A 26,189-nucleotide genomic window follows, 5' to 3' on the forward strand; every position below is an offset into this window, starting at 1 on the left:
GGGCGGGCTCAGTCGATGCGCGGGACGACGAGCGCCAGGCGGCCGTGCTCGAGCGCGTCGGCGACGGCGCGCTGGATCTGCCCCTCGTGGTGGTTGGTCACGTCGTCGAAGACCTCGTTGAGCTGGGCGAAGCAGGCGAGCAGCAGCCAGGCGATCGCCTCGCGGTCGCGGCGGCCGGTCGCGGCGGCCCAGCGCAGCAGCCAGTGGTCGCGGCGCAGGGCGACGCTCCACCGGTGGTGGTGGTCGTGGGTGACGGCGGCGAACTCGTCGCTGCCAGCGTCGCCCTCGAGCTCGATCCACACGCGGCCGCGGCGGTCCCACGGGCGCTGCGCGGGCAGGTCGGGGCGCAGCTGGTGCAGCCAGTACTCGAGCGTGGTGGCGAGGGTGACCTCGTCGATCGCGGCGCGGGGGTCGGGGTCGACGATCTCGCGGGTGCTGCCGCGGCTGTCGAGCTCGAGCACGCCGGGGTCGTCGTCGCTGGCGCGGCCGGGCGCGGGCTCGCGGGCGATCCGGGCCGGGTCGAGGGTGTGCTCGAGCCACGCGCGCAACACCGCGGGCAGGCCGGCGAGGTCGAGCTCGGCGAGCGCCGCCTGCGGGTCGCCGCCGCTGGCGAGGAAGCGGCGCACGAGGTGCGAGGCGGCGAGCGGGAGGCCGCGGCGGCCGGGGAACAGCGGCAACGCGAGCACGCGCTCGGCGACGGCGCCGACCGGCGGCACCCGCAGCTGGCCGTGTGGGTCGGCGATCACGGTGACGCGCCGGCCGGCGTGGGCGAGCAGGGTGGCGGCGGCGCGGGCGAAGGCATGGCCGTGCGGGTCCATGCCGGGGAGGCGGGCCAGCAGATCGTCGTAGATCGCGGCGGTGGCGTGCTGGACGGCGGCGGTGATCGCTACGAAGGCGGCCTCGGACCAGGGCGCGCGCAGGCGCAGCAGGCCGACCACGCCGAAGTCGGCGGCCAGCTCGTCGAAGCGGTAGAGCGGGCGCAGCTGCGGGTCGACGACGACGACGCCGGGCAGGGCCGGCTCCGCCGATGGCACGCCGATCGTGCCCTCGACCTCGTCGCAGGTGACGGGCGCCGAGGCGACGAAGGCTCGCTCGTCGCCGTGCTCGCGCGCCTCGGGGTCGCCGAGGTGGAAGTCGCAGGCCGGGAGCAGCTCGCCGCAGCCGGCGAGCTGCAGGTAGGCCCAGGGGGCGATCCACAGCTCCTCGGGCGGCTCGCCGGGATCTTGCTCGAGCTGCTGCGGCAGGGTCCGCGCGGGGTGGACGATGAGGCGTTGACCGGCGCGCAGCGCCGCCGCGAGCGCGTCCGCGGCGTGGGCCCGGCCCGATCTGTCCATGGCCGCAGGGCCATGTCCCTTCGCACATGTCCCGTCAGACAGGTCGATCGCGTCGCCGAGCCAGGCCCGCAGCGGCGCCTCGTCGGCGGGGCCCAGCAGCAGCGGCGGATCGTCGGACGCGTCCGCGGCGGCGCCCGGGGCCACGGCGCGCACGCGGCCGCCGGCGCGGGTCATCCGCGCGGCGAGCTCGCGCGCGGACAGGCGGACCCCCGCGACGTCGGAGAACAGGCGCAGGCCGAGCAGGTCGACGCCGGGGGGACCGGGTACGGCCAGCGAGAAGGCGAGCGAGGCGGCGCCGTCCGGGCCGCGACGCAGGCGGAGCACGCAGCTGCGCGCGAGGGCGGCGAGGACCCGGTGGCGCGCGAGCGGACCGAGCTCGGCGTCGGGGTCGACGAGGCCGGCGAGGACGCGGTCGGCGGCCTCGGCGAGCCCGGCGGCGGCGTGGCGCAGGCAGGCGTCGGCGAGCGCCGCGACGGCGCCGGGGAGCAGCTGCGAGGGCGCGACGATCGGCAGGGTCACGACGAGCACATGGCCGTTGTGGAGCGCGGGCCTGGTGACGCGGGCGAGCTCGCGGCCGGCGCTGTGCAGGACGACGAGGGCGCCGTCGCTGTGCTCGGCGGCGGTCGGCGTGTAGATGCGCAGGCGCAGCTCGGCGGCCTCGCCGAGCTGGAGGACGATCGGCCCGGGGCGCAGCTGGTCGAGGGTGATCGGCGGCAGCTCGATCGGCTGGACCAGCCACGGGCGGGCCGGCGGCTGCGCGGGGGGCTGGGTGTAGAACTCGAGGTCGGGGCTGCCGACCTCCACGCTCGGGGTGTGGATCTCGACACCGGTGCCGGCGAGGATGCGGAGGGCCGCGACCTGGTCGGCGCGCGCGTGCAACAGATGAGCGCCGAGCGCCGCCGCGATCGCCTCGGCGGTGGCCGCCTCGCGGCCGCCCGCCGCGAGCTCAAAGGGCACGAGCACGACGCGGAGCGCCGCACGCAGCCAGGCGCGCAGCTCGGCCACCGATGCGAAGTCCTCGCCGCCGTAGACCCGCGCGACCACGGCCTCGCTGGCGCCCTTGACCCCGAGCAGCGCGCGCGCGTAGGGCCGCAGGCGCAGCCACATCTCCTCGAAGCGGTCGTCGCGGACGACGCGGGCGTGGTCGGCGGACTTGCGCAGGCCGTCGAAGCAGACCACGCCGCCGAGCGGCGCGCCGGCGATGAGCTCGTGCTGGACGGACTCGATGAGCACGCCGCGGGTGAGCAGGGCGAACTCCGCCTTGCCGCCGATCTCGCTGCGCAGACCGATGGTGCCGTAGAGGTCGCCCTCGTCGAAGCTCATGTGGCGACGAAAGCCGATGATGCCGGGGACCCGCCGGGTCGAGTGTCCGAACACGGCGACGCCGTTGTAGAGGATCGGCACCGGCGCGGCGAGACAGCGGGACTCGATCATCCCGAGCTCGCGGTTGGGGCGGAGCTCGCCGCCGCCGCGGAGGCCCTCGGCGCGGATGAAGGTGCCGGCGAGGGCGTGGTCGGGGCGACCGACGTCGAGGCGGTCCTCGCCGGCGAACAGCTCCATGCGGGTGGTGCCCGCGAGCGTGCCGTCGCCCGACTCGATGATGATCTTGCGCGGGCTGTAGACCATCAGGGCGTTGACGCCGATCGCCAGCTCGCGCAGGTAGCCGAGGTCGGCGCGGTCCTTGGAGGCGAACAGGAAGTCGAACAGGCGGCCGAGCGCGGCCTCGGGGATGCCGCCGCCGACGTACGCGAGGGTGACGGTGTCGTCGTCGCGTTCGACCTCGATCCACGAGGCGCCGTTGGCGATCGCCGACTGGACCAGCTCGAGGATGTAGCCGGCGGGGTCGGCGAGGGCGAACTGGCGCAGCTTCTGGATCGCCTGCGTGCGCGCGAGGGTGAAGCGCTTGCGCTCGCTGAAGCCACCGGCGCGGCGAGCCTCGGCGATGACGGCGTCGATCGAGCTCATCGCCGGCCTCCGCTGCGGCCACCACGGACGGACGCCGCGGCCTCGCTCGGGCGGGCCGCGGCCATCAGCGCCATATCGCGTCCGAGCAGGCGGTCCTCGACGAGCAGCAGGTCCTTGGCCAGGCAGTAGGCCGCGAGCTCGGGGGCCCGGCGCTGCAGGGCGAGCCAGCGCTGGAACAGCGGGTGCGCGCGGTGGACCGCGGCCTCGGGCCGACGCGGGCGCTTGGCGAGGAACAGGCGGCCGTCGGGTGGTCGCTGCATCATCGGGGCGATCGCGCGGCCGAGCACGAACAGCGGGCCGCCGTCGTCGAGCGCGCACAGGACCAGGCGGCGGTACCCGGCGTCGATCGCCGCGAGCAGCTCGGACGCGGCGGTGACGAGGCGCTGCTCCTCGGGGCTCGGCGTCACCGCCACGACGCGCAGGAACACGGCCTCCGGCGCGGTGACGTGGAGCTCGGGCTCAGCCAGCGGCAAGCCGAGCGCGGCGAGGCGGCCGCGCAGGCTGCGACGGTGGCGGTGACTCGCATAGCGGGCGGCGAGGCGGGCCGGCGCGCCGTGGCTCGACAGCGCATCCGACTCGCCCCCGAGGCCGGCGCGCAGCAACACCGGGGTGCCGGCGGCGAGCAGCTGATCCTCGAGCGGGCCGGCGGCGTCGCTGCAGAACACGCGGCGGTCCTCGCTGGCGGCGTCCCACAGGCGTGCGAGGCTGATCGCGCGGCCGTCGACGGTGCGCAGGAGCGGGCGATCGTCGTGGCGGGCGAGCGCCGCCTCGGGCTCGCTGGCGAGGTAGCCGAGCAGCTCGGCGTAGCGGCGCAGGTCGGCGATGGTCCACGCCGGGCGGGCGCCGAGGGCCTCGAGCTCGGCGACCAGGGCGGCCTGCAGCGGGCCGTCGGCGGCCGCGAGCACCAGCTCGATCGCCTTGAAGAAGTTGCCCTCGCGGACCACCGTGTCGCGGCTGAGGGTGTGCTCGAGGTAGCGCGACTTGACCTTGAAGGCGACGTGGGCGAGGCGGCTCGCGTGCTCGCCGAGCAGCGCGGGGCCGTCGCTCGAGACGGAGAGCGCGAGGCCCTTGTTGTAGAAGCCGTACTCGGGCTGGCGGTGGAACGCGAGCACGACCTCGGTGCCCTCGGCGGCGCTGCGGGTGAGGCACTCGCCGACGACCTCGAAGGGCTGGTTGACGGGCTCGGGTCCGGCGCCGAAGCTGCGGTCCTCGAAGCTGATCTCGGCCTCGGAGTGGACGCACCAGCGGCGCAAGGTGTCGCGGCTGCCCTGCACGAGCTCGCGGTAGCGGGCCCGGTCACCGGCGATGTAGAGGGTGATCTGGGTGCCCTCGACCGGGGTTTCGAGGCGGGTCTTGGTGAAGCTGCGGTCGGGGTGGAACAGCACCTCCCAGGCCTCGCCGCCGCGGCCGGTGTGCAGCAGCACGGCGCGCGGGTCGGGGGCGAAGATCGAGACGAAGCCGATGCCGAACTTGCCGATCTTGGTGAGGTCGCCGTCCTTGCTCGAGGAGAACAGGCGGGTCAGCTGGTCGTCGATGATCGCCTCGTTCATGCCCTCGCCGGCGTCGTCGACGTGAATCGCGATCGTGCCCTCGTCGCCGGCACCGTCGCCACCCGCGTCGCCACCCTGGTCGGTGGCCAGGAACTCGAGCCACACCTCGATCGCGGCCGAGCCGGCGTCGATGCTGTTCTGGACGAGCTCGCGGTAGAAATCGAGGGCCGAGCTGAACTGGGTGACGAGGTTCTCGACCGCCTGGACGGTGAAGTCGACCTCGAACTCGGGCTCCACGGGCATCGGCCGGCCATGTTAGGCGGGCCCGCGCGAACGCACCAGGCCCGACCTGCGGGGCCCGGCGCGGGCGCGGACCCGCCTATCACTCGTAGGCATCGACGCCGGCCTGGATCTCGGCCTGGGACATCTCCTTGATCTTCTGGGTGACGCGCCAGATGTGGCCGAAGGGGTCGCGGAAGCGGCCCGATCGGTCGCCGTAGAACTGGTCGGCGATCGGGTAGACCACGGTCGCGCCGGCCCGCTCGAGGCTGGCGCCGACGGCGTCGACATCCGCGACCTCGAGGGTGAGGATCACCGGCGAGCCGCCGAGCGAGGTCGGGGCGTCGTTGTGCCACTCGCGGTGCTCCTCGGAGATCGAGAATTGTTGGTCGCCGATCGCCAGCTCGGCGCACACAATCTGGCCGCCGAGCTTGGCGTCCGCGTAGCGCGACAGCTCGCGCGCGTCGAAGGCGGCCTTGTAGAAGTCGATGGCGCGGGGACAGTCGGCGATGACGAGGTGCGGGTGAAGCTTGGGCATGGGCGCGGTGTGGTGGGTGAGCGGGGCGCGATGCGGCGCGATGCGGCGCGATGGGGCGCGATGCGGCGAGCATACGCCGCGAGCGGGCTCGCGCGGAGCGGGGCCTCGCGCCTCACCTAACAGCGTTCAATCACCGCATTCTCTGGCGTCGCGACGGCCTCATCTCGTATGCTGGCCGCCTCGTCGATGGACCCACGCATCAAGATCCCCGTGCTCGCCCTGATCGGGCTGAGCCTCACCGAGTGCGGCAAGGATGACACCATCGTCGGCACCTGGACGGCGGTCCAGGTCGACATGGAGAAGTTCCCGATGGTCGAGATGATGGACGGCTACTCGTCGCGCTTCGGGGCCGAGCTGCGGGTCGAGGACGACCTGTCCGGCGACTTCGGCTACTACGCCGCGTACAGCATGGACGGGGTCGGCGTGCGTCAGGAGCAGCGCTTCGGGGTGACCGTCGATGATGACGACGCGCCGCGTTACCACATCAGCATCGACTACGTCCCGGACGTTCAGTCCGAGCCGCCTGGCGTGCCCTACGAGGGCCCGGTGCCCGCGGACGCGATGGGTCCGCTGGGCAGCTTGCGGGCGCGGAGTATCCCGCTGGCCGCGGAGACCTCGCCCTACTTCGACTGCGAGCTCGCGGGCGACCGCCTCGACTGCACGCTGACTGGGGTTGGTGAACCGGGCTCGCCGCCGGCGGAGTGGCACTTCGTTCGCAAGTCGGAGGAGGGCTGATGGACCCGCGCAACCGGATCCCCGTGATCGCCCTGCTGGGCCTCAGCTGCAGCGAGTGCACCGAGCGCGACGGTGAGGTCGACCCGCTGGTCGGCGAGTGGGAGGCGATCGAGATCGACGGCGAGAAGTACCCGATGGTCGACACCGGCCCGAGCGGGGGCCCGGCCGTGGAGCTCCGGCGCGGCTGGGACCTGCAGGTCACGGCGGCCCACAGCGGCACCCTGTCCTACTTTCAAGAGTACGGGGACGGCCACGCCAGCTACGGCTTCGAGTATTACAGCGAGCTCGAGATCGACGCCAACGACGCGCCCAAGTACCGCCTGTCGATCCGCGGCGACCTCGTGCACATCGGCGGCGATGAGTACACCACGGGCTACGACACCGGCTACGACACCGGCTACGACACCGGCTACGACACCGGCTACGACACCGGCACCGGCACCGGCACTGGCACTGGCACGGACACTGGCACGGACACTGGCACCGGAACCGGCACCGGCACCGATACTGGCTACGCGACCAGCACGGGAGCGCTCGACGACGACGAGCTGGTCTTCGATGAGTTCGAGCGCCAGCTGGTCGACCCCCCGCGCGAGACCCGGGCCACCGCGCTGATGATCCTCGACTGCGAGCTCAAGGCCGAGCAGCTGCACTGCGTGCGCCAGATCGGCGCGGGCGACGATGGTGAGAAGAAGACGTGGACCTTCGCGCGGGTCGCCGACGACGCCTAGTGCACGTCGTCAGGCCCGTCGTCTGGTGGTCCGCACATATCTGATCACGGCACGATCCAGCGCAGGACCGCCTCGGCGGTGGTGTGCGGGGAGCTGTTGAAGCAGAGCTTCGCGTCTGGCGCAGCGCTGTGGATCAGGTTGACGATCTGCTCGAAGAGCAGGAAGTGCGCCGGGACCACGCGGACGCCCGCGCCGATCAGGACCGCCGCGAAGCGCTTGGCGGCGAAGCGCTCGCGGATCTGCGGCTCCGCGGACGCCCACACGTGGTCGGTGAGGCACCACTCGGCGTCGAAGCCAGCCTCGCTCAGCTGGTCGAGCGCGGCCTGCAGACCGGCCGCGAGCTTGTGCTCGTCGAGGCCAGGGAACTGCGTGTAATCGACGACCTTCGGGTCGAGGCCGATGAGGAGGACGGACTTTCGCGGGCTGTGGGTCATGAGATATGGGAGGCTTCAGAGAGGGATCGCGCAGATGCTGTGATGCTGGCCTCAGGCCCGGCGGCGGCGCGGACGGGCCAGCAGGGCCAGCCCGGCGAGCGCGAGCAGGCTGTCCCCCGGGACATGTCCGCTGCGACAGCCGCAGCCCTCGTCGCTGTCCTTCTGGCCGAGCCCGGTGTCGCTGCCGCCGGCATCCGTGTTCGACGCGCTGGCATCCGTGTCCGACGCGCTGGCGTTCGTGTTCGAACCGCCGCCATCGGTGGTCGGGGTGTCGCCGGTCGGGTCGGTCTCACCGCCGCTGGCGTCGCCGGTGCTCTCGGGCTCGGGCGGGTCGGGTGTGGGGGCGGGCTTGTTGACGCCGATGCACACGGGCGTGGCCTCGCCGATGTTGCCGGCGCGGTCGAGGCCGGTGGCGCCGATGCAGTAGCCGCCGGTGGGGAAGGAGGGCTTGAACTCGTAGGGCTTGAACTTGGCGAGGCCGCCGGGGACGGGCTTGTCGTTGACCAGCAGCTGCACCGATTCCATGCCCCAGCCGTCGTCCTGGGCGTCGATGGTGACGGTCACCTGCACGTTGCCCATGCCCATGAACTCCTCGCCCGCCATCGGCGCGACGATCGTCACCGTCGGCGGCGTGGTGTCCGGGGTCGGATCGAAGGCCGCCCCGCAGGTCGCGCTGTAGGCCCCCACGGGCCCGCCGGAGCAGCCGTCGGGCCAGGTCCTGCCGCCGGCCGCGGGGGTGCTCGGGAACTCCTGGCAGTCGAAGCTGGGGGCCCAGGTGCCGTCGGCGTCGTGGCAGGGGGTGAGGTCGAGGCCGGTCTCCTGCTCGAACCACTGCATGCCGTTATGCATCATCGAGTACACGCCGCCCTCGCCGCAGTTCTGGCCGTAGGAGGTGATGCCGAACACGCGCCAGGTGCCGTCGGCGACCTGCAGGAACACTGGGCCGCCGGAGTCGCCGTAGCAGCTGTCCTTGCCGCCGCCGCCGATCAGGATCTCCTGGCCATCGAACCCGGTGATCGTGGTGGTGACCTCGCGCTTGAGCCCGTAGGGGCCGTTGTCGGCCTCGCCGAAGCCGACGATCGTCACCGTCTGGCCAGGCTGGAGCAGGTCGGTCTCGCAGCCCATCAGCACTGGCACGATCGGGACGTCCTGGACCGGCTCGCTGAGCTTGCAGAACGCGAAGTCGCTGCCCGTGCCTGGCCCGCCGTTGGGGTAGGTCTTGCAGAACTCGGTGAACACCGTGCGCTTGGGCTGGTCGACGTTCTCACCGAACCCGATCTGGGAGAAGCCAGTGCCGCAGTGCTGGGCGTAGATCACCACCTGCGGGTGCACCAGCGTGCCGGTACAGCTGCCCTCCATCGACACCGTGGTCGGCCATCCGCACAGGGCCACCTCGGTGCCGCCGTAGATCGTCTGCGGGTCGGTGGGGGTGGCGCGGAGGCCCTGCGGATCTCCTGCACGCGCGGGTGTTGCGACCAGACCTGCGACTGCAACCGAGAGGGTGAGACGGAGAGGCGTCATGGCAGGACGGTCGCCTGGCCGGTTTAGGAATACAAGCTTCCACGCGTCGAGCGTCGTCTCACATCGCGCGGCACTCACCGTGAGGCGCATCGGCGCCGCGAGGTATCGCGGTTGCGTGAGTTTTGCTAGCGTGGCGTTCAGGAGACCTGGGGACCATGACGATCGAACAGTGCATCTCGCGTGCGTGGATGGTGGTGCTGCTGAGCGCGGCCTGTGGCGGCGGCGACAAGGCTGACGATAGCGACACCAGCGGCGGCGAGAGCACGAGCGGCGGCGAGAGCACCGGCGACGAGGCGGTGACGACGGGCGAGCCGCCCGGGAGCACCAGCGACGACCCGGGCACGAGCAGCGGCGGCAGCAGCAGCGGCGGCGAGGACGGGCCCGAAAAGCCTGCGGCCTATGAGAAGTGGCTGAAGGTCGAGCTGCCGGGCACGGTGTGCGGCAACAACAGCCAGTACAAGTTCTTCATCAATTACAAGGAGGGCGCGAAGGACCTGATGATCATGCTCGAGCCCGGCGGCGCCTGCTGGGACTTCGACGGGTGTTCGGGCAAGACCGACCTCGGCGCGGCCAACCCCGACGGGATCATGGACAACCACATGAACGCGGCCGGCACCGCGGCCAACATCTCGCCGCTGATCCGGCGCGACCTGGGTGCGCCGACGGCCGACTGGAACCTGGTCTATATGCCCTACTGCACGGGCGACGTGCACACTGGCAACAACGTGATCAAGTACAAGGATCCGAAGGGCCAGGAGCCGGACCTCGAGTTCCACCACGCCGGTCACACCAACTCGGTGGCGGTGGCCGACTACCTGGCCAAGCAGTTCCCGGCGACCGACCGCCTGTTCGTCACCGGCTGCAGCGCGGGCGGGGCGGGCTCGCTGATCAACTACTACTTCTTCCGCAACACGATCGACGCGCAGCGCGGCTACATGATGGACGATTCAGGGCCGATCTTCCCCAGCGACGGCTACTCGATGCCGCTGCACACCAAGATCCGCTCGTCGTGGAACGTCGACTCGATCTTCGCCGAGCTGCCGCCCGAGTATCCGATCGCCGACGACTTCGGCGTGCTCAACCGCCACCTCGCCGACATCTTCCCCGACGATCGCCTGAGCACGGTGTTCTTCCAGCGCGACTACAACTACTCGCGCTACTCGTACGAGAACTTCTACCCCGACGCCAACGCCAAGGACGACATCATGAGCTACTGGGCGTCGGACACCAAGCAGCTCGTCAATCTCTACAAGACCCGCGACAACCTCGGCTACTACCTGCCCTATTGGCGCAAGCTCAACACCAGCCACTGCGTCTCGATCGTCAACTACGACGAGACCGACATCGAGGAGCTCGGGATGGACCTCGGCGACTACATCGATGAGCTCTTCGACGACAACGTGCCGGTCGGGCGCTACATGGAGAGCGTCCAGCCTGACGAGGACGTCTGAGGGGCGAACGCGAACGCGCCCGCGCCTTGCCGATTGACGGACCTGGGCGGGTGTGGTGCTCTCCCTCGGAGGAGAGCGCATGGACCTGAGCGGGCGCTGGGAGTTCAGCTTTGACCGGACCTTGAACGGGCAGCTCGTGCCGACGAGCGTGCCCCACGAGCTGATCGTCATCATGCTCGACGAGGTGAATCTGGTCGGCCGCCTGGTGTTCCCGGCGGACGACATCAGCCGCTTCAACGGGCACCTGAGCACGACCAGCCAGGGCACCCTGTTCTCGCTGCATCAGGTCAACGACAAGACCGGCTACCAGGCGCTGTACATCGGCAAGGTCGAGGGCAGCTCGCGCATCGCCGGCATCTTCACCGACCTCGCGGGGCCCGACGGCGACTTTCGCCTGCGGCGGATCCCCTGAGGGCACCACCTCGGGTGGTTAGCGCTGGCGCCTCGCCTTGTGCACGCTCGGGACGCGCTCGATGCGGCCGAGGATGCGGACCAGCTGCTCGTTGCTCGAGACCTCGAGCACCGCGGTGATGAGCGCGGTCTGGTCCTTGCGGTTGGTGGTGACGGTCGTCTGGGTCATGCTGACGCCGAGGTCGGCGAACACCTCGCTGATGTCGCGCAGCAGGCCGACGCGGTCGCTGGCCTGGATGGCGATGGTGGCCGGGTAGCGGCTGCGGTTCTGGCCCCAGCTGATGTCGATCAGGCGCTCGGGCTCGGGGCTGCTGACGATGTTGGGGCAGTCGCGGCGGTGGATGGCGATGCCGCGGCCGCGGGTGATGTAGCCGATCACGTCGTCGCCGGGGACTGGCGTGCAGCAGCGGGCGGGGTGGCTGAGCACGCCTTCGACGCCGTCGATGCTGACGCCGCCGGCGGCCGCGGCGGGGCGCGAGGGGCGGCCTGCTTGGGCTCGGGCGGCGGGGCGGCGGCGGCGAGGCGGGCGGCCTCGGCCTCGGCCTCGGCGGCGGCGGCGGCCCGCTCGGCGTCGAGGACCTTGGTGGCGACCGAGGCGGTGGCGATGTCGCCGAAGCCGATCGCGGCGAGCAGGTCATCGACGCTGCTGATCTTGGGGACGAGGGCGACGTAGTCCTCGAAGCGCGGGCGGTCGATGCCGAGGCGCCGCAGCTCGCGCTCGAGCGACTCGCGGCCCTGCTGGATCGCGGCGTCGCGGCCCTGCAGGCGGAACCACTGGCGGATCTTCTGGCGCGCGCCCGAGGTGACGACATAGCCGAGCTGGGGGCTCAGCCAGTCGCGGCTCGGCTGCTCCTTCTTGTGGGTGAGGATCTCGACGCGGTCGCCGGTCGCCAGCTTGTGGTCGAGCGGCACGATCTGGCCGTTGACCAGGGCGCCGCGGCAGCGGTGGCCGACGTTGGTGTGCACGCGATAGGCGAAGTCGACCGGGGTCGCGCCGAGCGGCAGGTCGAACACGTCGCCGCCCGGGGTGAATACATAGACTTGATCCTGAAAGATGTCGGTCTTGAGCGAGGCCACGATGTCGCGCGGGTCGACGACCTCCTTCTGCCAGTCCATCAATTGCCGCAGCCAGTTGAACTTGGCGTCGGCCTGGCGCCCGGCCTTGCGGCTCTCTTTGTAGGCCCAGTGGGCGGCGACGCCGTACTCGCCGAATGTGTGCATCTCCTGGGTGCGGATCTGGACCTCGAGCGGGCGGCCGCCGGGGCCTACGATCGCGGTGTGCAGCGATTGATAGCCGTTGGGCTTGGGCTTGGCGATATAATCGTCGAACTCGCCGGAGATCGGGGTCCACAGGCTGTGGACGATGCCGAGGACGGCGTAGCAATTGGGGATCGTGTCGACCAGCACGCGCACGGCGCTGACGTCGTAGATCTCGTCGAAGCCGACGCGCTTGCGCAGCATCTTCTTGTAGATGCTGTAGATGTGCTTGGGTCGGCCGCTGATCTTGCCGCTGATCTCGACCTCGGCGAGCTTCTGCTCGAGCACCGCGATCGCCTCGTGGATGTAGCCGGTCCGCTCGTCGCGGCGGGCGGCCAGGGCGGCGCCGATCTGGCGGTAGATCTCGGGCTCCAGCTCGCGCAGCGCGAGGTCCTCGAGCTCCCACTTGAGCTGGAAGATGCCGAGGCGGTTGGCCAGCGGCGCGTAGATCTCGAGGGTCTCACGGGCGACGTGTCGACGCTGCTCGTCGGGGCGGCTCCGCAGGCCTCGCATGTCGCGCAGGCGCAGCGCCAGGGCGACGATCACGACGCGCACGTCGGCGGCGACGGCGATGAACATCTTGCGCAGGCTCTCGGCGACGTCGGCGTCGAGGCGGTCCCAGCGGAAGGTCGCGACCCGCAGCACGCCGTCGACCAGGCCCTGGGTGTCCTCGCCGAGCTGCTCGCGGATGTCGGGCAGCGCGAGGCGGCCGTCGATCGCCAGCTCGGCGACCATCGCGGCCGCCAGCGCGGGCGGGTCGAGGCGCAGGTCGGCGAGCAGGTCGCAGGCCTCGATGCCGCGCGTCGCGGCGTCGGCGTCGACGCGGGCCACCGCCGCGTGGGCGCGCTGGAGCAGCGGGGCCTCGCCCGGGTAGCTGCGGCTCAGCTTGTCGCAGACGCTGTCGAGGGTCGCTTCGGCGGGCTTGACCATGGGCGGCCGCGAGCCTAACACCGCGAACCCGCCGCGGGCACGCCGCGGGGCCGGCCGATCTTGCGGGCCGCGGGATCGGCGGCGGTCCGGGCTCTGGTACGGTGAGCTGCGATGCGGAGCGGCCACGATCTCGGGGTAGACGGCCAGCGCGGGCTGAGAGGCGTGAACGTGCAGGCTTCACGGGCCGCGTGGAGAGATTCATATGTCCGCCGCGGTGAAGGGGTACGATCGGCCGATGGCGCAACCTCTCGTGATCTCGCTCGCCCTGATCACGTCGCTCGCCCTCGCGGCCTGCGACGCCTGTCCTGCAAAGACCACGACGCACAGCGAACCCGCGCAATTCGCCCCGCCGGGCGCGCCGAGTCCGCTCGCCTGCCAGAGCGACGACGAGTGCGTCCCCGGTCCCTTCGTCGATCCGAGCAACGGCTGCTGCGACACAGGCCTCGCGCTGGGTGTGTTCGGCAAGCAATACGTCGAGTGGCGCGCCGGCTGGGTCCGCGAGCACTGCGCCTCGGCTCAGTGCCCGCCACGACCGTCGCCGGCGCTTCCCCGGCCATGCGCGACGCAGGGGCGTTGCGCGTCTGGGTCCTGCATGGACCGCTGCCCCGAGCCATCGTCGGCGCCGACGAGCGTCGAGCGGGCGATCCTTCCGGCGGAGGTCGCCGAGCGCGTGGGTGTGTCGGCCGCAGCGACGGCGTGGCCGCCGACGCTGGAGGAGCTTGAAGGCGCCGATCGACTGCTGACGACCTGCATCCCGACGCTGCCGTCGGTCGACGACGAAGCCGAGCAGGTGCCGAAGATAATGGCGATGCTGCACCAGTATCGCCGCCAGGTCGTGGCTTTCCGCGGCGAACAGGGGCAGCGAATGCTCTGGCTCAATCTCTTCCTCGACCGCACAGGGGACCGGCATCCCAAGTGGCGCTCGGAGTACGTATCGGTGCGCGGCGGCGGGTCGCAATACTTCTCGATCCTGGTCGACGTCGACGCCCAGCGCTGCTCCGACCTGCGGATCAATTCGGCGCGTTGAAGCAACGACTGCTCGAGCGCCTCGATTCGCGTAGTGATGGTGGAGGTCACGCCGGGTGCCGGTCTGGCATGGAAGCGCGCGGGCACGCCGTGGGGCCGGCCGATCTTGCGGGCCCGCGGGATCGGCGGCGGTCCGGGGCTCTGGTACGGTGAGCTTCGATGCGGAGCCTGCTCACGGTGCTGTCGATCGTCGGTGTCGTGCTCGCGGGGTCGACCCTCGCTACGGCGACGGACCCGCTGATGGCGCCGAACCCCGCGGCCGCGACGCGGCTCGACGGCGTCGAGCTGCGCCTCGCCGTGTCGCCGAAGGTGTGGGAGGGCGACAAGCCGCCGACGCTGACGCTGACCTTCGTCAACCACGGAACGGCCAGGGTCCGCGTGGTCTCGCCGCTCGATGGATCGTGGGAGGGCATGCGGGCCCCGGGCTACACGCTCGAGATGATCGACGAGCGCGGCGCCGTGGTGCAGGACGTGCTCGGCGTGCCCGGCGGGCGCTGCGGCATGACCAACCCGCTGGTGCCGGAGCAGGACATCCTGTCCCTTGAGCCAGGTGCACGCATATCGGCGCAGCGCAGCCCCAACACCTTCCCCTTCTACGGCACGGTCCTCGCCGACGCGCGTCCGGGCAACTACCGCGCGCGCGTGCGCTACCGGGCCGACGCCGCGGAGTTACCGGGGGCGACGGCGCTCGAGCTGGTGTCGAACTCCGTGGCGGTGACGGTGCGGGGCGGCAACCTGGCGCTGTGGCAGTGTCAACGCGAGCAGAAGCGGCTGGCGATGAAGCAGCGCTACGTCGCCATCGAGCCGCTCGACCTGCGCGCCACCGGTGACGGGACGCTCGCGCTGTACCGGGCGCAAGAGACGACGGTGACCGGCGCCACCTCGCGGCGAAGCGGCGAGCTGTTCCTGCAGCGGCTCGGGCCGACCGGCGCCCCCTCCCCCCGGTGGCCGGCGCTGTCGCTGGCCCGCGCCGACGGCCTCGCGCTGGCCCGGGTCGCCGCGATCGACGGCGGCGCGCTGGTCCTCTACACCGTCGACGCGCGCGTGCACGGGACCGGGCCGGAGACCCTGCACGCGGTAGTGCTGCGCGGCGCGGACGATGCCTGGCAGGTCGGTCCGGCCCGACAGTGGGCGACCGTGGCGACCGCCTACGGCCTGGCGCTGGCGCGCTCGGGCGATCGCCTGGCCGCGCTCTACCTGAGCAAAGGGACAGGTCCGATCGGACAGGCGCTGAGCTTCCAGGCGATCGACCGCGCGGGCGCGGCGATCGGCGAGCCCGTGCGCCTCGCCGCGAGCGCGGGCCTCGACGCGCAGCTGGCCGTCGACCCGCGCAGCGGCGAGTTCTGGGCCGCGTGGACCGACACCGGCAAGAGCTTCGTCCAGGCCCTCGGCGCCGACGGGCGGGCCAGCACCCCGGCGATCGCGATCGGCGAGGGCTTCGGCTCGCTCGACGAGCTGTGGCCGCAAGCTCCTGGCTTCGCGCTGGCCTACCAGAAGAACTTCACCCGCGGCGAGATCGCCAACGACGCGATGGCCTACTACCTCCAGGGCTTCGACAAGACGGGCGCCAAGCTCGACAAGCCGGGGCTGCTGTCGCCGCCGTCGCGCGGCGACCCGCACTGGGGCGAGCTGGCGTGGAGCGAGCGCGGGGCGGCGCGGGCTTACGTGCAGCAGCGAATCAACCGCGACGGCCGCCAGCAGGAGCCGTCGGATCTGATGTTCGGGCCGCTCGGGCTCGACGCGCGGGTGGTCGCCAGCAGCCTGCTCGGCGAGCCGACGATCGCGGCGAGCGGCGAGGAATTCGTGGTCGCGTGGAGCGACGCGCGCGACGACGGCTCGAAGGCCTGCCTGCGCCTCGGCGCCTGCGTCGGCGAGCTCTACGTCGCCAGCTGGCGCCTGGACGGGACCCAGCGGCTGGCGCCGACCCGGCTCACCCGCCTGGCCGTGCCGCGCCCGCCGGTGGCGATCGACGACCGCTGGCGCGAGCTGTGCGAGTGAGGCCGGGCTCCACGCCGCCTGGCACCACATACGCCGCGAGCCGGGGCACCGCTGTTGTTGCGAGCTGGAAATAGCGTGGATCCTGCTCGATGCCGATGCTGTGATAGCCGTTGAACTCGGCCGCCGCGATCGTCGAGCCGCCGCCCATGAATGGGTCGAGGACGATGCCCTCGCCCAGCGGCAGCGCCGCTCGCACCACTTGTCGCATGAACCGCTGCGGCTTGAGCGACGGGTGGTTGGCGATCTGACGCTCCGACGATCGCGTGGGCGAACACTGGATCACGTCGGTGAACGGGCGCTGCGCGGATTCACGGCGCAGCCCGCCGGTCTTCCACTTGCGCAGATTGTCCTGCACGAGCCCCTCGCAGGGCTTGCGGAACAGGCCCCACGGCTCCCACGCCGATCGCGGCATCACGCTGACGTCGGCAAATTCCGCGTGCGCATTCTTCGGCCGGTCGCCGCCCCGCAATGTCTGCACCAGGCGGATGACCTCGCCTCGCTTCTCGAAGCCCGCCTCGAGCATCGGCATATAGGCGAGGTGCGAGACGAGGGGATTCGCGGCCAAGAGAACATGACCGCCCGGGACCAGCACGCGGAGGATTAGGCGGGCCCACTCCGCGAAGAAGCCGCGCATCGCCAGCTGCTCCGGGCCCGACAGCGTCGTGAAGCGCGGCAGGGGCATCCGCTTGCAGCCGTCCAAGGCCGGGGGGATCCGCCACACGCCGCCGCGACCCGCGCGGAGCTTGGCCTGCTCGACCGCGTTGAACTCGCGCAGGCCGTAGGGAGGATCGGTGACGACCGCGTGGATCGAATTGGCCGCGCGCTCGCGGAGCCATTCGAGGCAGTCCGCGTGGACCAGGGTCGCCCGACCCACGCTCAGCGCTTGCGCTCGTGCAACCATACGCCGATACCGCCGAAGCCGAGGCCGAGCACCAGGCCGACGCCGTGGGCCCAGTTGGCGATCGGTCCGACCGCGCCGGTGAGGCACACGCAGAACCAGATGCCGACGAACAGCGCGTTGTTGGCGCTCATCACCATACCGGCCGAGGGGGCGAAGCGGGCCATGAGCAGCACATAGCCGAACAGCCCGAAGACCACGCCGGACATGCCGCCGAACGACGGGCCGTCGGCGAGGTATTGCGCGTAGTTCGAGGAGCAGCCGAGGACGAGGACCAGGAACGCGAGGGTGAGGGTGCCGCGCGAGGCCTCGATCTGGCGCCCGAGGTCGAAGATCCACATCATGTTGAACAGCAGGTGGATGAAGCTCATGTGCACGAAGCACGGGGTGAGCAGGCGCCAGACCTCGCCGCCGCGGATCTCGTCGAGGCCGTTCCAGCCGATGCGGGCGACGTCGATGCGCTCGATGGTGGCGATCGTCAGCTTGGCCAGGCGCGGCGAGTAGGTCGGTTCGAATTGCGTGTAGATCGCGACCACCACCGAGAAGGCGATCAGCGCCAGCGCCAGCGGGGTGCCCATGAGGCCGACGCGGACCGCCGCCGGCACGCCGCTGGCGACGGCGGGCGCGGGGCGAGGCGCCGCCGGGCGAGGGGTAGCTACCTCGGCCTGGCGGGCCTGTTCGCGCAGGCTCTCGGCGGCGCGCGAGAGATTGTAGCGGGGGTCGTCGGGCGCGGCGAGGAAGCGCGGCAGCTCGGCGCGCACCTCGGCGAGGCGATCCTCGTCGTGGACCCACACGGTGTAGCCCTCGGCGCCGAGATCGAGGCGCGCCGAGATCCCGCGGGTGAGCAGGAAGTCAGCGAAGCGACGGGCCTGGGCCTTGTCGCGGATCGTGCCGGCCGAGCGCATGCGAGGGGTGCGGCCGAAGCTAACACAGCCGCTCAGGCCGCGGGTGCGTGCCCGTGGAGCGCCCCGAAGCGGCGGATCTCGGCGATCTTGGCGGTCAGCGGGGCCCAGTCGTCGGGCCCGGCGATCGCCGACCACAGGGCCTCGACCTCGTCGATGAGCAGGGCGCACGGGCCGGCGCCGGCGTAGTAGGGATCTGCGAGCCGCTGCGGGGCGACGGGCTCGTGCTCCGACCACGCCCGCCGCAGCTCGGCGAAGGCCTCGCCCTGGTACTGCCCACCCGCCGGCCCGGCCAGCGCCCGGGCCTGGCTGGCCTCGCCGCCGTACCAGTCGAAGAAGAAGCGGTCGTACTCGACCTGGCTGGCGTGCAGGAAGGCGTAGGCGGCGTCGACCAGGACCTCGTCGGGCCCGACCCCGCGCGGCCGCAGGCCCAGGCGGGCGAGGAAGCGGCGCACCAGCTCCGCGGCGTAGGTCGGCGCGTAGACCCGCAAGCTGTCCACAAGGACAGCCTCGGGCGCGAGCGCCAGCAGCGACTCGGCCAGGCGCTCGAGGTTCCACAGCACGACCGAGGGTTGGCGGCCGAAGGCGTAGAGGCCCGACTCATCGAAGTACGCGGCGGTGAAGCCGGGGTCGAAGCGCGGCAGCCAGCGCCACGGTCCGTAGTCGAAGCTCTCGCCGCTGATGTTCATGTTGTCGGTGTTGAGCACGCCGTGGACGAAGCCCGCGACCATCCACGCCGCGGCGGTGGCCGCCGCCCGCTCGGCGACGGCGCGCAAGAACTCGCCGGCGGTCGCTGCGAGCCCTTGCCGCTGCGCGTCGGGGTAGAAGAGGGCGACGCTGTGCGCGAGCAGACGCGCGAGGCGATCGTGCTCGCCGAGGTAGGCGAGGCGCTGGAAGCTGCCGAAGCGGATGTGGCCGTGGCTGAGGCGGACCAGCACGGACGAGCGGGTCGGCGAGGGCTCGTCGCCACGGACCAGGCGCTCGCCGGTCTCGAACAGGCTCAGGCTCTTGCTGGTGTCGACGCCCAGCGCCTCGAGCTGCTCGGTGGCGAGGAGCTCGCGCACGCCGCCCTTGAGCGTGAGCCGGCCGTCGCCGCCGCGCGCGTAGGGGGTGGCCCCGCTGCCCTTGGTGCCGAGGTCGAGCAAACGATCGTCGACCGCGTCGCGCAGCTGGGCGAACAGGAAGCCGCGACCGTCGCCGAGCGCCGGGTTGTACGACCGGAACTGGTGCCCGTGATAGCGCAGCGCCAGCGGCTGCCTCAGGTTGTCCGGCAGCGGCGCGAAGCCGGCGAGGTGGGCCTCCCACTCGTCCGGGGTCAAGCTGTCGAGGCCGACCCGCGCCGCCCAGCGGTCGTTGCGAAAGCGCAGGACGTGCCGCGGGAAGCGGGCCGCGGCGACGACATCGGCGAAGCCCTCACCGAGCTCCTGGTGGCGAGGATCGGGCCGGTAGCGCGGGGACACGGGCACGCCGCGACCTTGCCACGCGCCCGCCCCGGCGACCAGCGTGCACCTGGCGCGAAGGACAGGTGACTGTGCGCCCTGTCCGGGCCAGCGCCGCGAGGTCGCAGGCCCTGGCATCGCGTCGCCCGGGCCAGCGCCGCGACATGAACTCGCGCTGCCCGGGCCATCGCAGCCGGTGCCCGTGATATAGAGCGGCCGTGCGTCGCCTCGCGCTGCTGCTCGCGCTGTCCGCCTGCGCCCCGCGCCTCACCTCGGATGCGCTCGCGCCGATCGACCCCGTCGCGCAGCCGCAGGGCGACGACCCCGACGCGCCGCTCACCGACCTCGCCGGCCTGCGGGCGATCGTCGGCGCGGCGCGGGTCGTCGGCCTCGGTCAACCAGGGCCGGGCGTGCGCGAGCTGACCCGCCTGCACCACCGCTTCCTCCGCTTCCTCGTCGAGCAGGCCGGCTTCACCGGCCTCGCCCTCGACGTCGACGCGAGCACCGCGGTCGCCCTCGACCGCCACGTCCGCGGCGGCGCGGCGGACCTCGACGCCACCCTGCTCACGCTCGGTGATCGCACCTTCGCGACCCACGAGCTGCGCGCCGTCCTGCAGTGGATGCGCAGCCACAACCAGGCCCATCACGCCGACCTGCGGGTCTTCGGCCTCGCCCCTGGCGACCCCGAGACCGCCCTCACTCTCGTGCGCGTCTGGCTCGCGCAGGCCGATCCTGCCCACGAGCCCGAGGCCACGCTGCAGCTGCGCAGCGGCGACCTGCGGGCGATCGATGCGGTGCTCGCCCGCCTCGACGAGCGCCGCGACGCCCTGATCGCCGCGACCAGCCGCGACGCGTGGGCCACCGCCCGCCAGCAGGCCGAACTCGTCGCCCAGTACTGGCGCCTGGCCGCGAGCTGGGACTACCGGGCCGGCGAATTCATGCGCGCCCGCAGCGTCGAGTGGTCGCTCGCGCAGCTCGGCCCCAATGGCAAGTTGATGGTGTGGGCCGACAACCGCAGGATCGCCGCCGAGGTCCCCGGCAACGACCCGTCGATGGGCGACTTCCTGCGCCAGTGGCTCGCCGCCGACTACCGGGCGATCGCCACCAGCGTCGGCGCCGGCTCGCATCTTGTCATCCGCGACGCCGTGAACCTGTGCGGCGCGATGCTGCCGCCCGCGCGCGCGGGCAGCCTCGACGACGCGCTCGCCGGCCCCCTGCCCTTCACGCTGATCGACCTGCGAGGGCTTCGAGGGCTGCGAGCTCCGGCCCTCGGGCGCCCGCAGCGGCTGCGCGGCTTCTCCGGCGACGGCGACATCGCCGAGCTTCGCGTGCGCCCGGCGATCGCCTTCGACGCGATCGTGGGCGTCCAACATGTCCACCCCGCGACGCCGCTGGCCGCCGGCCCGCACGCGAGGCAATACCCCGAGGGGCCCTGCTACCAGCACATCGGCGCGTGAGGCAGGTCAGCGCACTTCCACGCATTGTCGATCTGGACGCTGGCCGGCGCCCGCGTAGTTCTCCCCGCTGTGATAGGGTCCTGCGATGGCGCTTCGCTGCAGCATCCGCGGGTTCTTCCTCATCGGCATTCACGGTGCCCTCGCGCTCGGCTGCGGCGACGACTCGCGCGCGAGCGGCTCGGCGGGGCAGACCGAGGCGAGCGCCTCGGCCACCGGCACCGGCGGCGCCGGGACCGGCACTGGCAGCGCCACCGACACCGCCACGCCGACCACCACCGACGGCAGCGCCTCGAACTCGGCCTCGCAGGGCGACAGCAGCAGCGGTGATCCGCTCACCACGACCAACGCGAGCCTCGGCACCAGCACCGGCGAGGACGCGAGCAGCGGCGGGCCCGGCAGCAGCAGCGACGGCACCACCGGCGCGGTCGACCCCTGCGCCGGCGAGATGGGCGGCTTCGACTTCAGCTACCTGTGGGTCGCCAACACCAGCCAGGGCAGCGTATCGAAGATCAATACCAAGACCCTGATGGAGGAGGGTCGCTATTACGCCGACCCGAACCCCGGCAATGCCAGCACCTCGCGCACCTCGGTCAACATCGACGGCCACTTCGTGGTGGTATCCAACCGCCAGGGCTACAGCCTGACCAAGATCGCCGCCAACGTCGACGATTGCGTCGACAAGAACGCCGACGGGATGATCACCACCTCGCAGAACAAGGACGACCTGCTCCCGTGGGGCACCGATGAGTGCGTCCTGTGGAACACCGCGGTCAACTCCTTCAGCTACAACGGCGGCCCGCGCGGCACCGCCTGGGCGCCCGGCGAGTTCAACAAGGAGACCTGCAAATACGAGAACCAGAAAGTCTGGGTCGGCTGGATGGACGCGCCGCTGCACGCGATCATCGGCCGCTTCGACGGCGAGACGGGCGTGCAGGACGCGACCATCCCGCTCGACAACTGGACCAGCCAGATCTCGCCCTACGGCGCCGCGGCGGACGGCTTCGGCTACATCTGGACGATCAACGTGTACCAGGAGCTCATCCGCATCGACAGCGAGACCCTCGAGGTCAAGCGCTATCCGAGCGGCGGCATCAACTTCTATGGCATGACCGTGGACGCCAAGGGCAACCCCTGGTTCGGCCCCTACAGCAACGGCCCGGTCGCCATGTTCGACGCCCAAGCCGAGGTCTTCAACCAGATCCCGAACACCAACGAGAACCACCGCGGCGTCGCCGTCGCCCCCGACGGCATGGTCTGGGTCGCCAGCAACGCCGGCGGCACCCACGGCTGCGGCCTCAACCAGATCGACTCCAACACCATGACGGCGGTGCAGTTTCACACCTTCCCGCAGTGCGGCACCCCGGTCGGCGTCAGCATCGACGTCGACGGCTTCGTATGGATGGTCGACTACAGCGGCTGGGCCTATCGCATCGACCCCAACACCTACGAAAAGACCCAGGTCATCATCCCTGGCGATCATTACACCTACTCGGACATGACCGGCGGCGGACTGCAGAACGCGATCATCCCGAAGTGAATCGCGGCGGGCGAGAGCCCACATCGATGTCGGCCACGCCACGCCTCAGAAGCGCAGGCCGAGCCCGGCGACCCAGGTGCCCTGGGCCGAGCGGGCCAGCGCGGGCGTCCAGCGCCGCGTGACCTGCTTCGCGCGCCATTGCCGATAGCGGTGGTGACGGACCGCCCCGACTGTTGTCATCGCCGCGCCGCTGGCGAAGACCAGCAGCCCCGAGAAGAAGATCGACGCGCCGAAGAAGCTCAGGCCGCGTCCGGCCGACCCGCACGGCTCCGCCGCGCATACGCTGTCCAGTTCCTCATACAAGAACGCCCCGCCGATGCCGAGCCCGACGATGCCGAGCACACTGACCGGCACGCCAGCGCTGAGCAAGCCGATCCCTCGACGCGGCCGCGGTGTCACGACGGGCGCGGCCTCGGGGCTCGGACGCTCCGGTGGCTCCACCGCGGGCGCCTCCGCCGGTGGCTCCTCGGCCACCGCGGGCGCGGGCGCCTCCGCCGGTGGCTCCACCGCGGGCGCCTCCACCGGGCCATTCGCCCGCGCCGACAGGGGCGCCGTGGCGACCCCGACCGAGCCGAGAATTATGAGGACAGTCTCGCAAGGACGGGCACGCACGCCCGGACTGTACCGCATGCGCGGGAGACAATACACCGACGATTACAGGTACGGCGGCCGACGGAAGAACGAGATCACTCGGGTCAGGCATCCGCCGCGATCACCGATTGGAACGCAAACCCCCGCTCGCGCGTTGCCCTCGCCATGCCCCCTGCTCCGCCGCAGCCTGCTCGCCGCGCTCGCGACCCTCGCCGTGGTGCCTGCGGCGCGGGCCGTGGTCCCCGCGGCGCGGGCCGGCTTCAGGCCGCCGGGCAAGGCGGCCCGGCGCGCGGCGATAGGTCCGCTGGACGGGCTCCCGCCGGAGCTGCGGCGGGCCTTCGAGCTCGGCGACGAGGTGCCCGCGCTGCCGCGGCCGGGCCCGGGCGACTGGCTCGCGTCGCACGCGGAGTCGGGCCAGACCTACGCACAATTCCTCAAGGCCCGGCCGAACCGCCTCGGGCTCACCCGCAACAAGATCGTGATCCAGCCGATCGGCGACCTCGGCGGGGGCAGCCCGGCGCTGACCACCCTCGTCGACTTCGCCAATCGTTACTGGCCTGCCCGCGCTGGCCCGGCCGGCGATCACGATGGCGAGCCTGCGCGCCCGCTCGCGCGTCCGCGGCCGCCGGCAGTACCGCACGGGCGACCTCCTGGACGCGCTGCAGCGGCGGATCCCCGCGGAGGCCTATTGTTTGATCGGTGTCACCCAGGCCGACCTCTACCCCGGCCCGAGCTGGAACTTCGTGTTCGGCGAGGCCCGCTTCTTCGAGCGCGTCGGCGTGTACAGCTTCGCCCGCTACGACCCCGCCTTCTACGATGAGCCGCGCGCGGCGGACACCGCAACCACGATCCTGCGCCGCGGCTGCAAGCTGATGGCCCACGAGATCGGGCACATGTTTGCGATCGACCACTGCATCCACAACCACTGCGTGATGAACGGCAGCAACAGCCTCGAGGAGACCGACCGCAGCCCGCCGCACCCGTGCCCGCTAGTGCCTGCGCAAGCTGCACGAGATCGTCGGCTTCGACGTCGCGGCGCGTGAGCGCCGGCTCGCCGGAGTTCTACCGCCCGCTCGGCCTGGTCGCCGAGGCCGACGACTGCGAGGCGAGGCTCGCCCGCATCGTCGGTGATTGAGACCCCGCGAGTACGTTCGGCGCCTGCGGTGTAGGAGGTGGCCGCGCCATGGTCGACGACGCGGCGTTGGTGGAGGCCTGGCGACGCGGAGACCGCGGCGCTGGCTCGACCCTGTTCGAGCGCCACTACGACGGCGTGGTCCGCTTCTTCCGCAACAAGGTCGGCGACGTGGTCGCGAGCGACCTGGTCCAGAAGACCTTCCTCGCCTGCTTCGAGGGCCTGGCCGCGTATCGCGGGGAGGCCAGCCTGCGCACCTATCTCTACGCGATCGCATATCGCCTGCTGTGCAAACATTACGAGGCGCAGCGGCGCAACCGCATCGATCTCGGGAGCGTATCGGTGCACGACCTCGGGCACTCGCCGAGCGAGGTGCTGGCGGCCCGCGAGGAGCAGCGCCTGATGCTCGCGGCGCTGCGGCGCCTGCCGATCGAGTATCAGGCGCTGCTCGAGCTGCACTACTGGGAGCAGATGACCGCGGCCGACGCGGCGCTGGTGCTCGAGATCCCCGAGGGCACGGCCAAGACGCGGCTGCGACGCGGACGGCAGCTGCTGGCCGCGCAGCTGGCCGCGCTGGCCAGCTCGCCGGAGCTGCTCACGCGCACCAACAGCGACCTCGAGGGCTGGGCCCGGGGGCTGCGCGAGCAGGTCCTGCCAGCGCCGCCGCGAGGCGCGCGTTGAGCGGCGAGTCCGGGTCCAGCGACACCCAGATGCGCACGGCGCAGACCGGCAGCGGGCCGCTGGGCGCCGCGCCGACGCTGATCCCCGACGCGGCCGAGGACCACCGCAAGGCGCTGCGGGCCCAGCTGTCCGGTGACAGCGAGCCGCCGGTGAAGATGGAGATTCACCGTACTGCGCATGCTCGGCGCCGGCGGCATGGGCGTGGTGTATGCGGCGCGGGACGAGGCTCGCGCGCAAGGTCGCAATCAGGTGCTGCGCGGCGCGGCCGACAGCGACGGGCGTCCGCTGCTGCGCGAGGCCAGGCGCTCGCGCGCCTGGCCACCCGAACGTGGTCGGCATCCACGAGGTCGGCATCCACGAGGGGCGGGTGTTCCTGGCGATGGAGTTCGTCGAGGGCCAGACGGTGAGCGCGTGGCAGCGCGAGCGCCCGCGCGGCGTCGGCGAGACGATCGGCGTGTATGTGCAGGCCGGGCGCGGGCTGGCGGCGGCCCACGCGGCGGGGCTGGTGCACCGCGACATGAAGCCGGACAACGTGCTCGTCGGGGTCGACGGTCGCGTGCGGGTGCTGGACTTCGGACTGGCTCGCCTGTACGATCGGACAGGTACGGAGATACCGGGCCAGGACGCGGCGCTGCTGGCCACGGGGGGCCTCGCCGGCACGCCGGCGTACATGGCACCCGAGCAATTCCTCGGCTCGCCGCCCGACGCCCGCAGCGATCAGTTCAGCCTGTGCGTCGCGCTGTACGAGGGGCTGTATGGGCGACGACCCTTCGCGGGCGAGACCGTGGCGGCGCTGATCGACGCGGTCACGCGCGGCGAGCCGAGGTCGCCGCCGCCGGAGCGCCGGGTGCCGATGCGGATTGTGCGGGTGGTGATGCGTGGGCTGGCGCGAGATCCAGCGCGGCGCTGGCCGTCGATCGACGCGCTGGTGGCCGCGCTCGGGCGCGGGCCCGGTCGCGCCAGGCTAGTGGGCCGCGGCGGCCGGGCTGGATGCTCGCGGAGGCCAGCGGGCGGCGCTGATGACCGCGGCCGAACCGCCCTGCGCCCGCGCGGGGGCGCCGGAGCTCGAGGGCCTGTGGGACCCGACGCGACGCGACGCGGTCCACGCGGCCTTCCTCGCCACCGGGGTGCCGTTCGCGGCGGCGGCGTGGACCCGCAGCGAGCAGCAGCTCGACGCATACTCTCGCGGCGTGGAGCGAGATGCGGCGCGAGTCGTGCGAGGCGACGCAGGTGCAGCACACGCAGTCGATGGCGTTGCTCGACCTGCAGGACGATCCGCCTCGACCGGCGGCGCGAGGCGGTGCGGGCACTGGTCCGGGTTGCTCTTCGCCCGGGCCGACGCCGACGTGGTGGAGCACGCGGTGCAGGCTAGCGGTGACCTGGCGCCGCTCGCGACCTGCGGTGATATCGAGGCGCTGACCCGGGCCGTGGCGCCGCCGGAAGATCCCGAGG

At 72.0% G+C, this 26,189-nt stretch carries 22 protein-coding genes; 11 read left to right on the plus strand and 11 right to left on the minus strand.

The window, feature by feature from the left end; translation table 11 throughout:
- Window positions 1-8: 8 nt before the first annotated feature.
- From IPJ59_RS24545 to IPJ59_RS24555, 3 genes are all read right to left on the minus strand, one after another.
- Window positions 9-3,299, minus strand: a complete 3,291-nt coding sequence (locus IPJ59_RS24545; RefSeq protein WP_293261012.1) for a hypothetical protein — start codon at window positions 3,297-3,299, stop codon at window positions 9-11.
- Window positions 3,296-5,092, minus strand: a complete 1,797-nt coding sequence (locus tag IPJ59_RS24550; RefSeq protein ID WP_293273527.1) for an ATP-binding protein — start codon at window positions 5,090-5,092, stop codon at window positions 3,296-3,298. The genes IPJ59_RS24545 and IPJ59_RS24550 overlap by 4 nt, the downstream gene beginning before the upstream one ends.
- 79 nt (window positions 5,093-5,171) lie before the next feature.
- Window positions 5,172-5,606, minus strand: coding sequence for a VOC family protein (locus tag IPJ59_RS24555; protein WP_293273528.1), 435 nt, complete (start codon window positions 5,604-5,606; stop codon window positions 5,172-5,174).
- A 186-nt stretch (window positions 5,607-5,792) separates the two neighbouring features.
- Between IPJ59_RS24555 and IPJ59_RS24560 the strand changes: the two genes are divergently transcribed.
- Complete coding sequence (locus IPJ59_RS24560; protein ID WP_293273529.1) at window positions 5,793-6,341, plus strand: hypothetical protein; 549 nt, start codon at window positions 5,793-5,795, stop codon at window positions 6,339-6,341.
- On the plus strand, window positions 6,341-7,072 hold the full coding sequence (locus IPJ59_RS24565; protein WP_293273530.1) for a hypothetical protein: 732 nt from the start codon (window positions 6,341-6,343) through the stop codon (window positions 7,070-7,072). The genes IPJ59_RS24560 and IPJ59_RS24565 overlap by 1 nt, the downstream gene beginning before the upstream one ends.
- Window positions 7,073-7,116: 44 nt before the next feature.
- Here IPJ59_RS24565 and IPJ59_RS24570 read toward each other — a convergent pair whose 3' ends face one another.
- Together IPJ59_RS24570 and IPJ59_RS24575 are read right to left on the minus strand one after the other, a co-directional pair.
- Window positions 7,117-7,506, minus strand: coding sequence for a hypothetical protein (locus IPJ59_RS24570; RefSeq protein ID WP_293273531.1), 390 nt, complete (start codon window positions 7,504-7,506; stop codon window positions 7,117-7,119).
- 51 nt (window positions 7,507-7,557) lie between these two features.
- Entirely contained in the window at window positions 7,558-9,027 is a 1,470-nt protein-coding gene (locus IPJ59_RS24575) for a S1 family peptidase (protein WP_293273532.1), read from the minus strand.
- A 155-nt stretch (window positions 9,028-9,182) separates the two neighbouring features.
- Here IPJ59_RS24575 and IPJ59_RS24580 point away from each other — a divergent pair, with 155 nt between their 5' ends.
- Together IPJ59_RS24580 and IPJ59_RS24585 are read left to right on the plus strand one after the other, a co-directional pair.
- Window positions 9,183-10,478 carry a pectin acetylesterase-family hydrolase gene (locus tag IPJ59_RS24580; protein WP_293261032.1) on the plus strand — a complete coding sequence of 432 codons (1,296 nt, stop codon included), beginning with the start codon at window positions 9,183-9,185 and terminating at the stop codon, window positions 10,476-10,478.
- A gap of 79 nt (window positions 10,479-10,557) precedes the next feature.
- A complete protein-coding gene (locus IPJ59_RS24585) occupies window positions 10,558-10,890 on the plus strand; it encodes a hypothetical protein (protein WP_293273533.1) in 333 nt (110 codons plus the stop codon).
- Window positions 10,891-10,908: 18 nt separating this feature from the next.
- Here the strand turns inward: IPJ59_RS24585 and IPJ59_RS24590 are convergent, their stop codons facing one another.
- On the minus strand, window positions 10,909-11,316 hold the full coding sequence (locus IPJ59_RS24590; protein ID WP_293273534.1) for an ACT domain-containing protein: 408 nt from the start codon (window positions 11,314-11,316) through the stop codon (window positions 10,909-10,911).
- Window positions 11,265-13,076 (minus strand): RelA/SpoT family protein, encoded by a 1,812-nt coding sequence (locus IPJ59_RS24595; RefSeq protein ID WP_293273535.1) that lies wholly within the window; start codon window positions 13,074-13,076, stop codon window positions 11,265-11,267. The genes IPJ59_RS24590 and IPJ59_RS24595 overlap by 52 nt, the downstream gene beginning before the upstream one ends.
- Window positions 13,077-13,668: 592 nt before the next feature.
- On the opposite strand from IPJ59_RS24595, the gene IPJ59_RS24600 reads away from it, so the two are divergent.
- Together IPJ59_RS24600 and IPJ59_RS24605 are read left to right on the plus strand one after the other, a co-directional pair.
- Window positions 13,669-14,103 (plus strand): hypothetical protein, encoded by a 435-nt coding sequence (locus IPJ59_RS24600; RefSeq protein ID WP_293261041.1) that lies wholly within the window; start codon window positions 13,669-13,671, stop codon window positions 14,101-14,103.
- A gap of 158 nt (window positions 14,104-14,261) precedes the next feature.
- Window positions 14,262-16,100 carry a hypothetical protein gene (locus IPJ59_RS24605; protein WP_293273536.1) on the plus strand — a complete coding sequence of 613 codons (1,839 nt, stop codon included), beginning with the start codon at window positions 14,262-14,264 and terminating at the stop codon, window positions 16,098-16,100.
- Here the strand turns inward: IPJ59_RS24605 and IPJ59_RS24610 are convergent.
- The 3 genes from IPJ59_RS24610 to IPJ59_RS24620 are packed head-to-tail and all read right to left on the minus strand — an operon-like array spanning window position 16,033 to window position 19,366.
- Complete coding sequence (locus tag IPJ59_RS24610; protein ID WP_293273537.1) at window positions 16,033-16,974, minus strand: DNA-methyltransferase; 942 nt, start codon at window positions 16,972-16,974, stop codon at window positions 16,033-16,035. The two genes, IPJ59_RS24605 and IPJ59_RS24610, sit on opposite strands and share 68 nt — an antisense overlap.
- Before the next feature lie 2 nt (window positions 16,975-16,976).
- Window positions 16,977-17,903 (minus strand): rhomboid family intramembrane serine protease, encoded by a 927-nt coding sequence (locus tag IPJ59_RS24615; protein ID WP_293273538.1) that lies wholly within the window; start codon window positions 17,901-17,903, stop codon window positions 16,977-16,979.
- 32 nt (window positions 17,904-17,935) lie between these two features.
- The gene (locus IPJ59_RS24620) at window positions 17,936-19,366 is read right to left on the minus strand and encodes a protein adenylyltransferase SelO family protein (protein ID WP_293273539.1); all 1,431 of its coding nucleotides are present in this window, start codon (window positions 19,364-19,366) and stop codon (window positions 17,936-17,938) included.
- Between the two features lie 191 nt (window positions 19,367-19,557).
- Between IPJ59_RS24620 and IPJ59_RS24625 the strand changes: the two genes are divergently transcribed.
- Both IPJ59_RS24625 and IPJ59_RS24630 read left to right on the plus strand, forming a co-directional pair.
- Window positions 19,558-20,796 (plus strand): erythromycin esterase family protein, encoded by a 1,239-nt coding sequence (locus IPJ59_RS24625; protein WP_293273540.1) that lies wholly within the window; start codon window positions 19,558-19,560, stop codon window positions 20,794-20,796.
- Window positions 20,797-20,881: 85 nt separating this feature from the next.
- Complete coding sequence (locus IPJ59_RS24630) at window positions 20,882-22,333, plus strand: NHL repeat-containing protein (RefSeq protein ID WP_293273541.1); 1,452 nt, start codon at window positions 20,882-20,884, stop codon at window positions 22,331-22,333.
- Window positions 22,334-22,378: 45 nt separating this feature from the next.
- Here IPJ59_RS24630 and IPJ59_RS24635 read toward each other — a convergent pair whose 3' ends face one another.
- Window positions 22,379-22,675 (minus strand): hypothetical protein, encoded by a 297-nt coding sequence (locus tag IPJ59_RS24635; RefSeq protein WP_293273542.1) that lies wholly within the window; start codon window positions 22,673-22,675, stop codon window positions 22,379-22,381.
- Between the two features lie 836 nt (window positions 22,676-23,511).
- Here IPJ59_RS24635 and IPJ59_RS24640 point away from each other — a divergent pair.
- The 3 genes from IPJ59_RS24640 (at window position 23,512) to IPJ59_RS24650 (ending at window position 26,109) form a co-directional block, all read left to right on the plus strand.
- Window positions 23,512-23,967: an archaemetzincin gene (locus IPJ59_RS24640; protein WP_293273543.1), complete on the plus strand. Its 456-nt coding sequence runs from the start codon at window positions 23,512-23,514 to the stop codon at window positions 23,965-23,967.
- A 140-nt stretch (window positions 23,968-24,107) separates the two neighbouring features.
- Window positions 24,108-24,737 carry an RNA polymerase sigma factor gene (locus tag IPJ59_RS24645; RefSeq protein WP_293273544.1) on the plus strand — a complete coding sequence of 210 codons (630 nt, stop codon included), beginning with the start codon at window positions 24,108-24,110 and terminating at the stop codon, window positions 24,735-24,737.
- 328 nt (window positions 24,738-25,065) lie between these two features.
- Window positions 25,066-26,109, plus strand: a complete 1,044-nt coding sequence (locus tag IPJ59_RS24650; RefSeq protein ID WP_293273545.1) for a serine/threonine-protein kinase — start codon at window positions 25,066-25,068, stop codon at window positions 26,107-26,109.
- Window positions 26,110-26,189: the final 80 nt, after the last annotated feature.

Origin of the sequence: Nannocystis sp., assembly GCF_016714285.1 — a bacterium.
Lineage (GTDB): Bacteria > Myxococcota_A > Polyangia > Nannocystales > Nannocystaceae > Nannocystis.

What these genes read in the sequence shown, in the direction of transcription:
- IPJ59_RS24640 (WP_293273543.1), top strand. Translation starts at nt 23,512, where the DNA reads ATGGCGAGCCTGCGCGCCCGCTCGCGCGTCCGCGGCCGCCGGCAGTAC.
- IPJ59_RS24600 (WP_293261041.1), top strand. Translation starts at nt 13,669, where the DNA reads ATGGACCGCTGCCCCGAGCCATCGTCGGCGCCGACGAGCGTCGAGCGG.
- IPJ59_RS24580 (WP_293261032.1), top strand. Translation starts at nt 9,183, where the DNA reads ATGACGATCGAACAGTGCATCTCGCGTGCGTGGATGGTGGTGCTGCTG.
- IPJ59_RS24550 (WP_293273527.1), bottom strand. Translation starts at nt 5,092, where the DNA reads ATGCCCGTGGAGCCCGAGTTCGAGGTCGACTTCACCGTCCAGGCGGTC.
- IPJ59_RS24605 (WP_293273536.1), top strand. Translation starts at nt 14,262, where the DNA reads ATGCGGAGCCTGCTCACGGTGCTGTCGATCGTCGGTGTCGTGCTCGCG.
- IPJ59_RS24555 (WP_293273528.1), bottom strand. Translation starts at nt 5,606, where the DNA reads ATGCCCAAGCTTCACCCGCACCTCGTCATCGCCGACTGTCCCCGCGCC.
- IPJ59_RS24560 (WP_293273529.1), top strand. Translation starts at nt 5,793, where the DNA reads ATGGACCCACGCATCAAGATCCCCGTGCTCGCCCTGATCGGGCTGAGC.
- IPJ59_RS24575 (WP_293273532.1), bottom strand. Translation starts at nt 9,027, where the DNA reads ATGACGCCTCTCCGTCTCACCCTCTCGGTTGCAGTCGCAGGTCTGGTC.
- IPJ59_RS24545 (WP_293261012.1), bottom strand. Translation starts at nt 3,299, where the DNA reads ATGAGCTCGATCGACGCCGTCATCGCCGAGGCTCGCCGCGCCGGTGGC.
- IPJ59_RS24585 (WP_293273533.1), top strand. Translation starts at nt 10,558, where the DNA reads ATGGACCTGAGCGGGCGCTGGGAGTTCAGCTTTGACCGGACCTTGAAC.
- IPJ59_RS24570 (WP_293273531.1), bottom strand. Translation starts at nt 7,506, where the DNA reads ATGACCCACAGCCCGCGAAAGTCCGTCCTCCTCATCGGCCTCGACCCG.
- IPJ59_RS24595 (WP_293273535.1), bottom strand. Translation starts at nt 13,076, where the DNA reads ATGGTCAAGCCCGCCGAAGCGACCCTCGACAGCGTCTGCGACAAGCTG.
- IPJ59_RS24630 (WP_293273541.1), top strand. Translation starts at nt 20,882, where the DNA reads ATGGCGCTTCGCTGCAGCATCCGCGGGTTCTTCCTCATCGGCATTCAC.
- IPJ59_RS24565 (WP_293273530.1), top strand. Translation starts at nt 6,341, where the DNA reads ATGGACCCGCGCAACCGGATCCCCGTGATCGCCCTGCTGGGCCTCAGC.
- IPJ59_RS24615 (WP_293273538.1), bottom strand. Translation starts at nt 17,903, where the DNA reads ATGCGCTCGGCCGGCACGATCCGCGACAAGGCCCAGGCCCGTCGCTTC.
- IPJ59_RS24645 (WP_293273544.1), top strand. Translation starts at nt 24,108, where the DNA reads ATGGTCGACGACGCGGCGTTGGTGGAGGCCTGGCGACGCGGAGACCGC.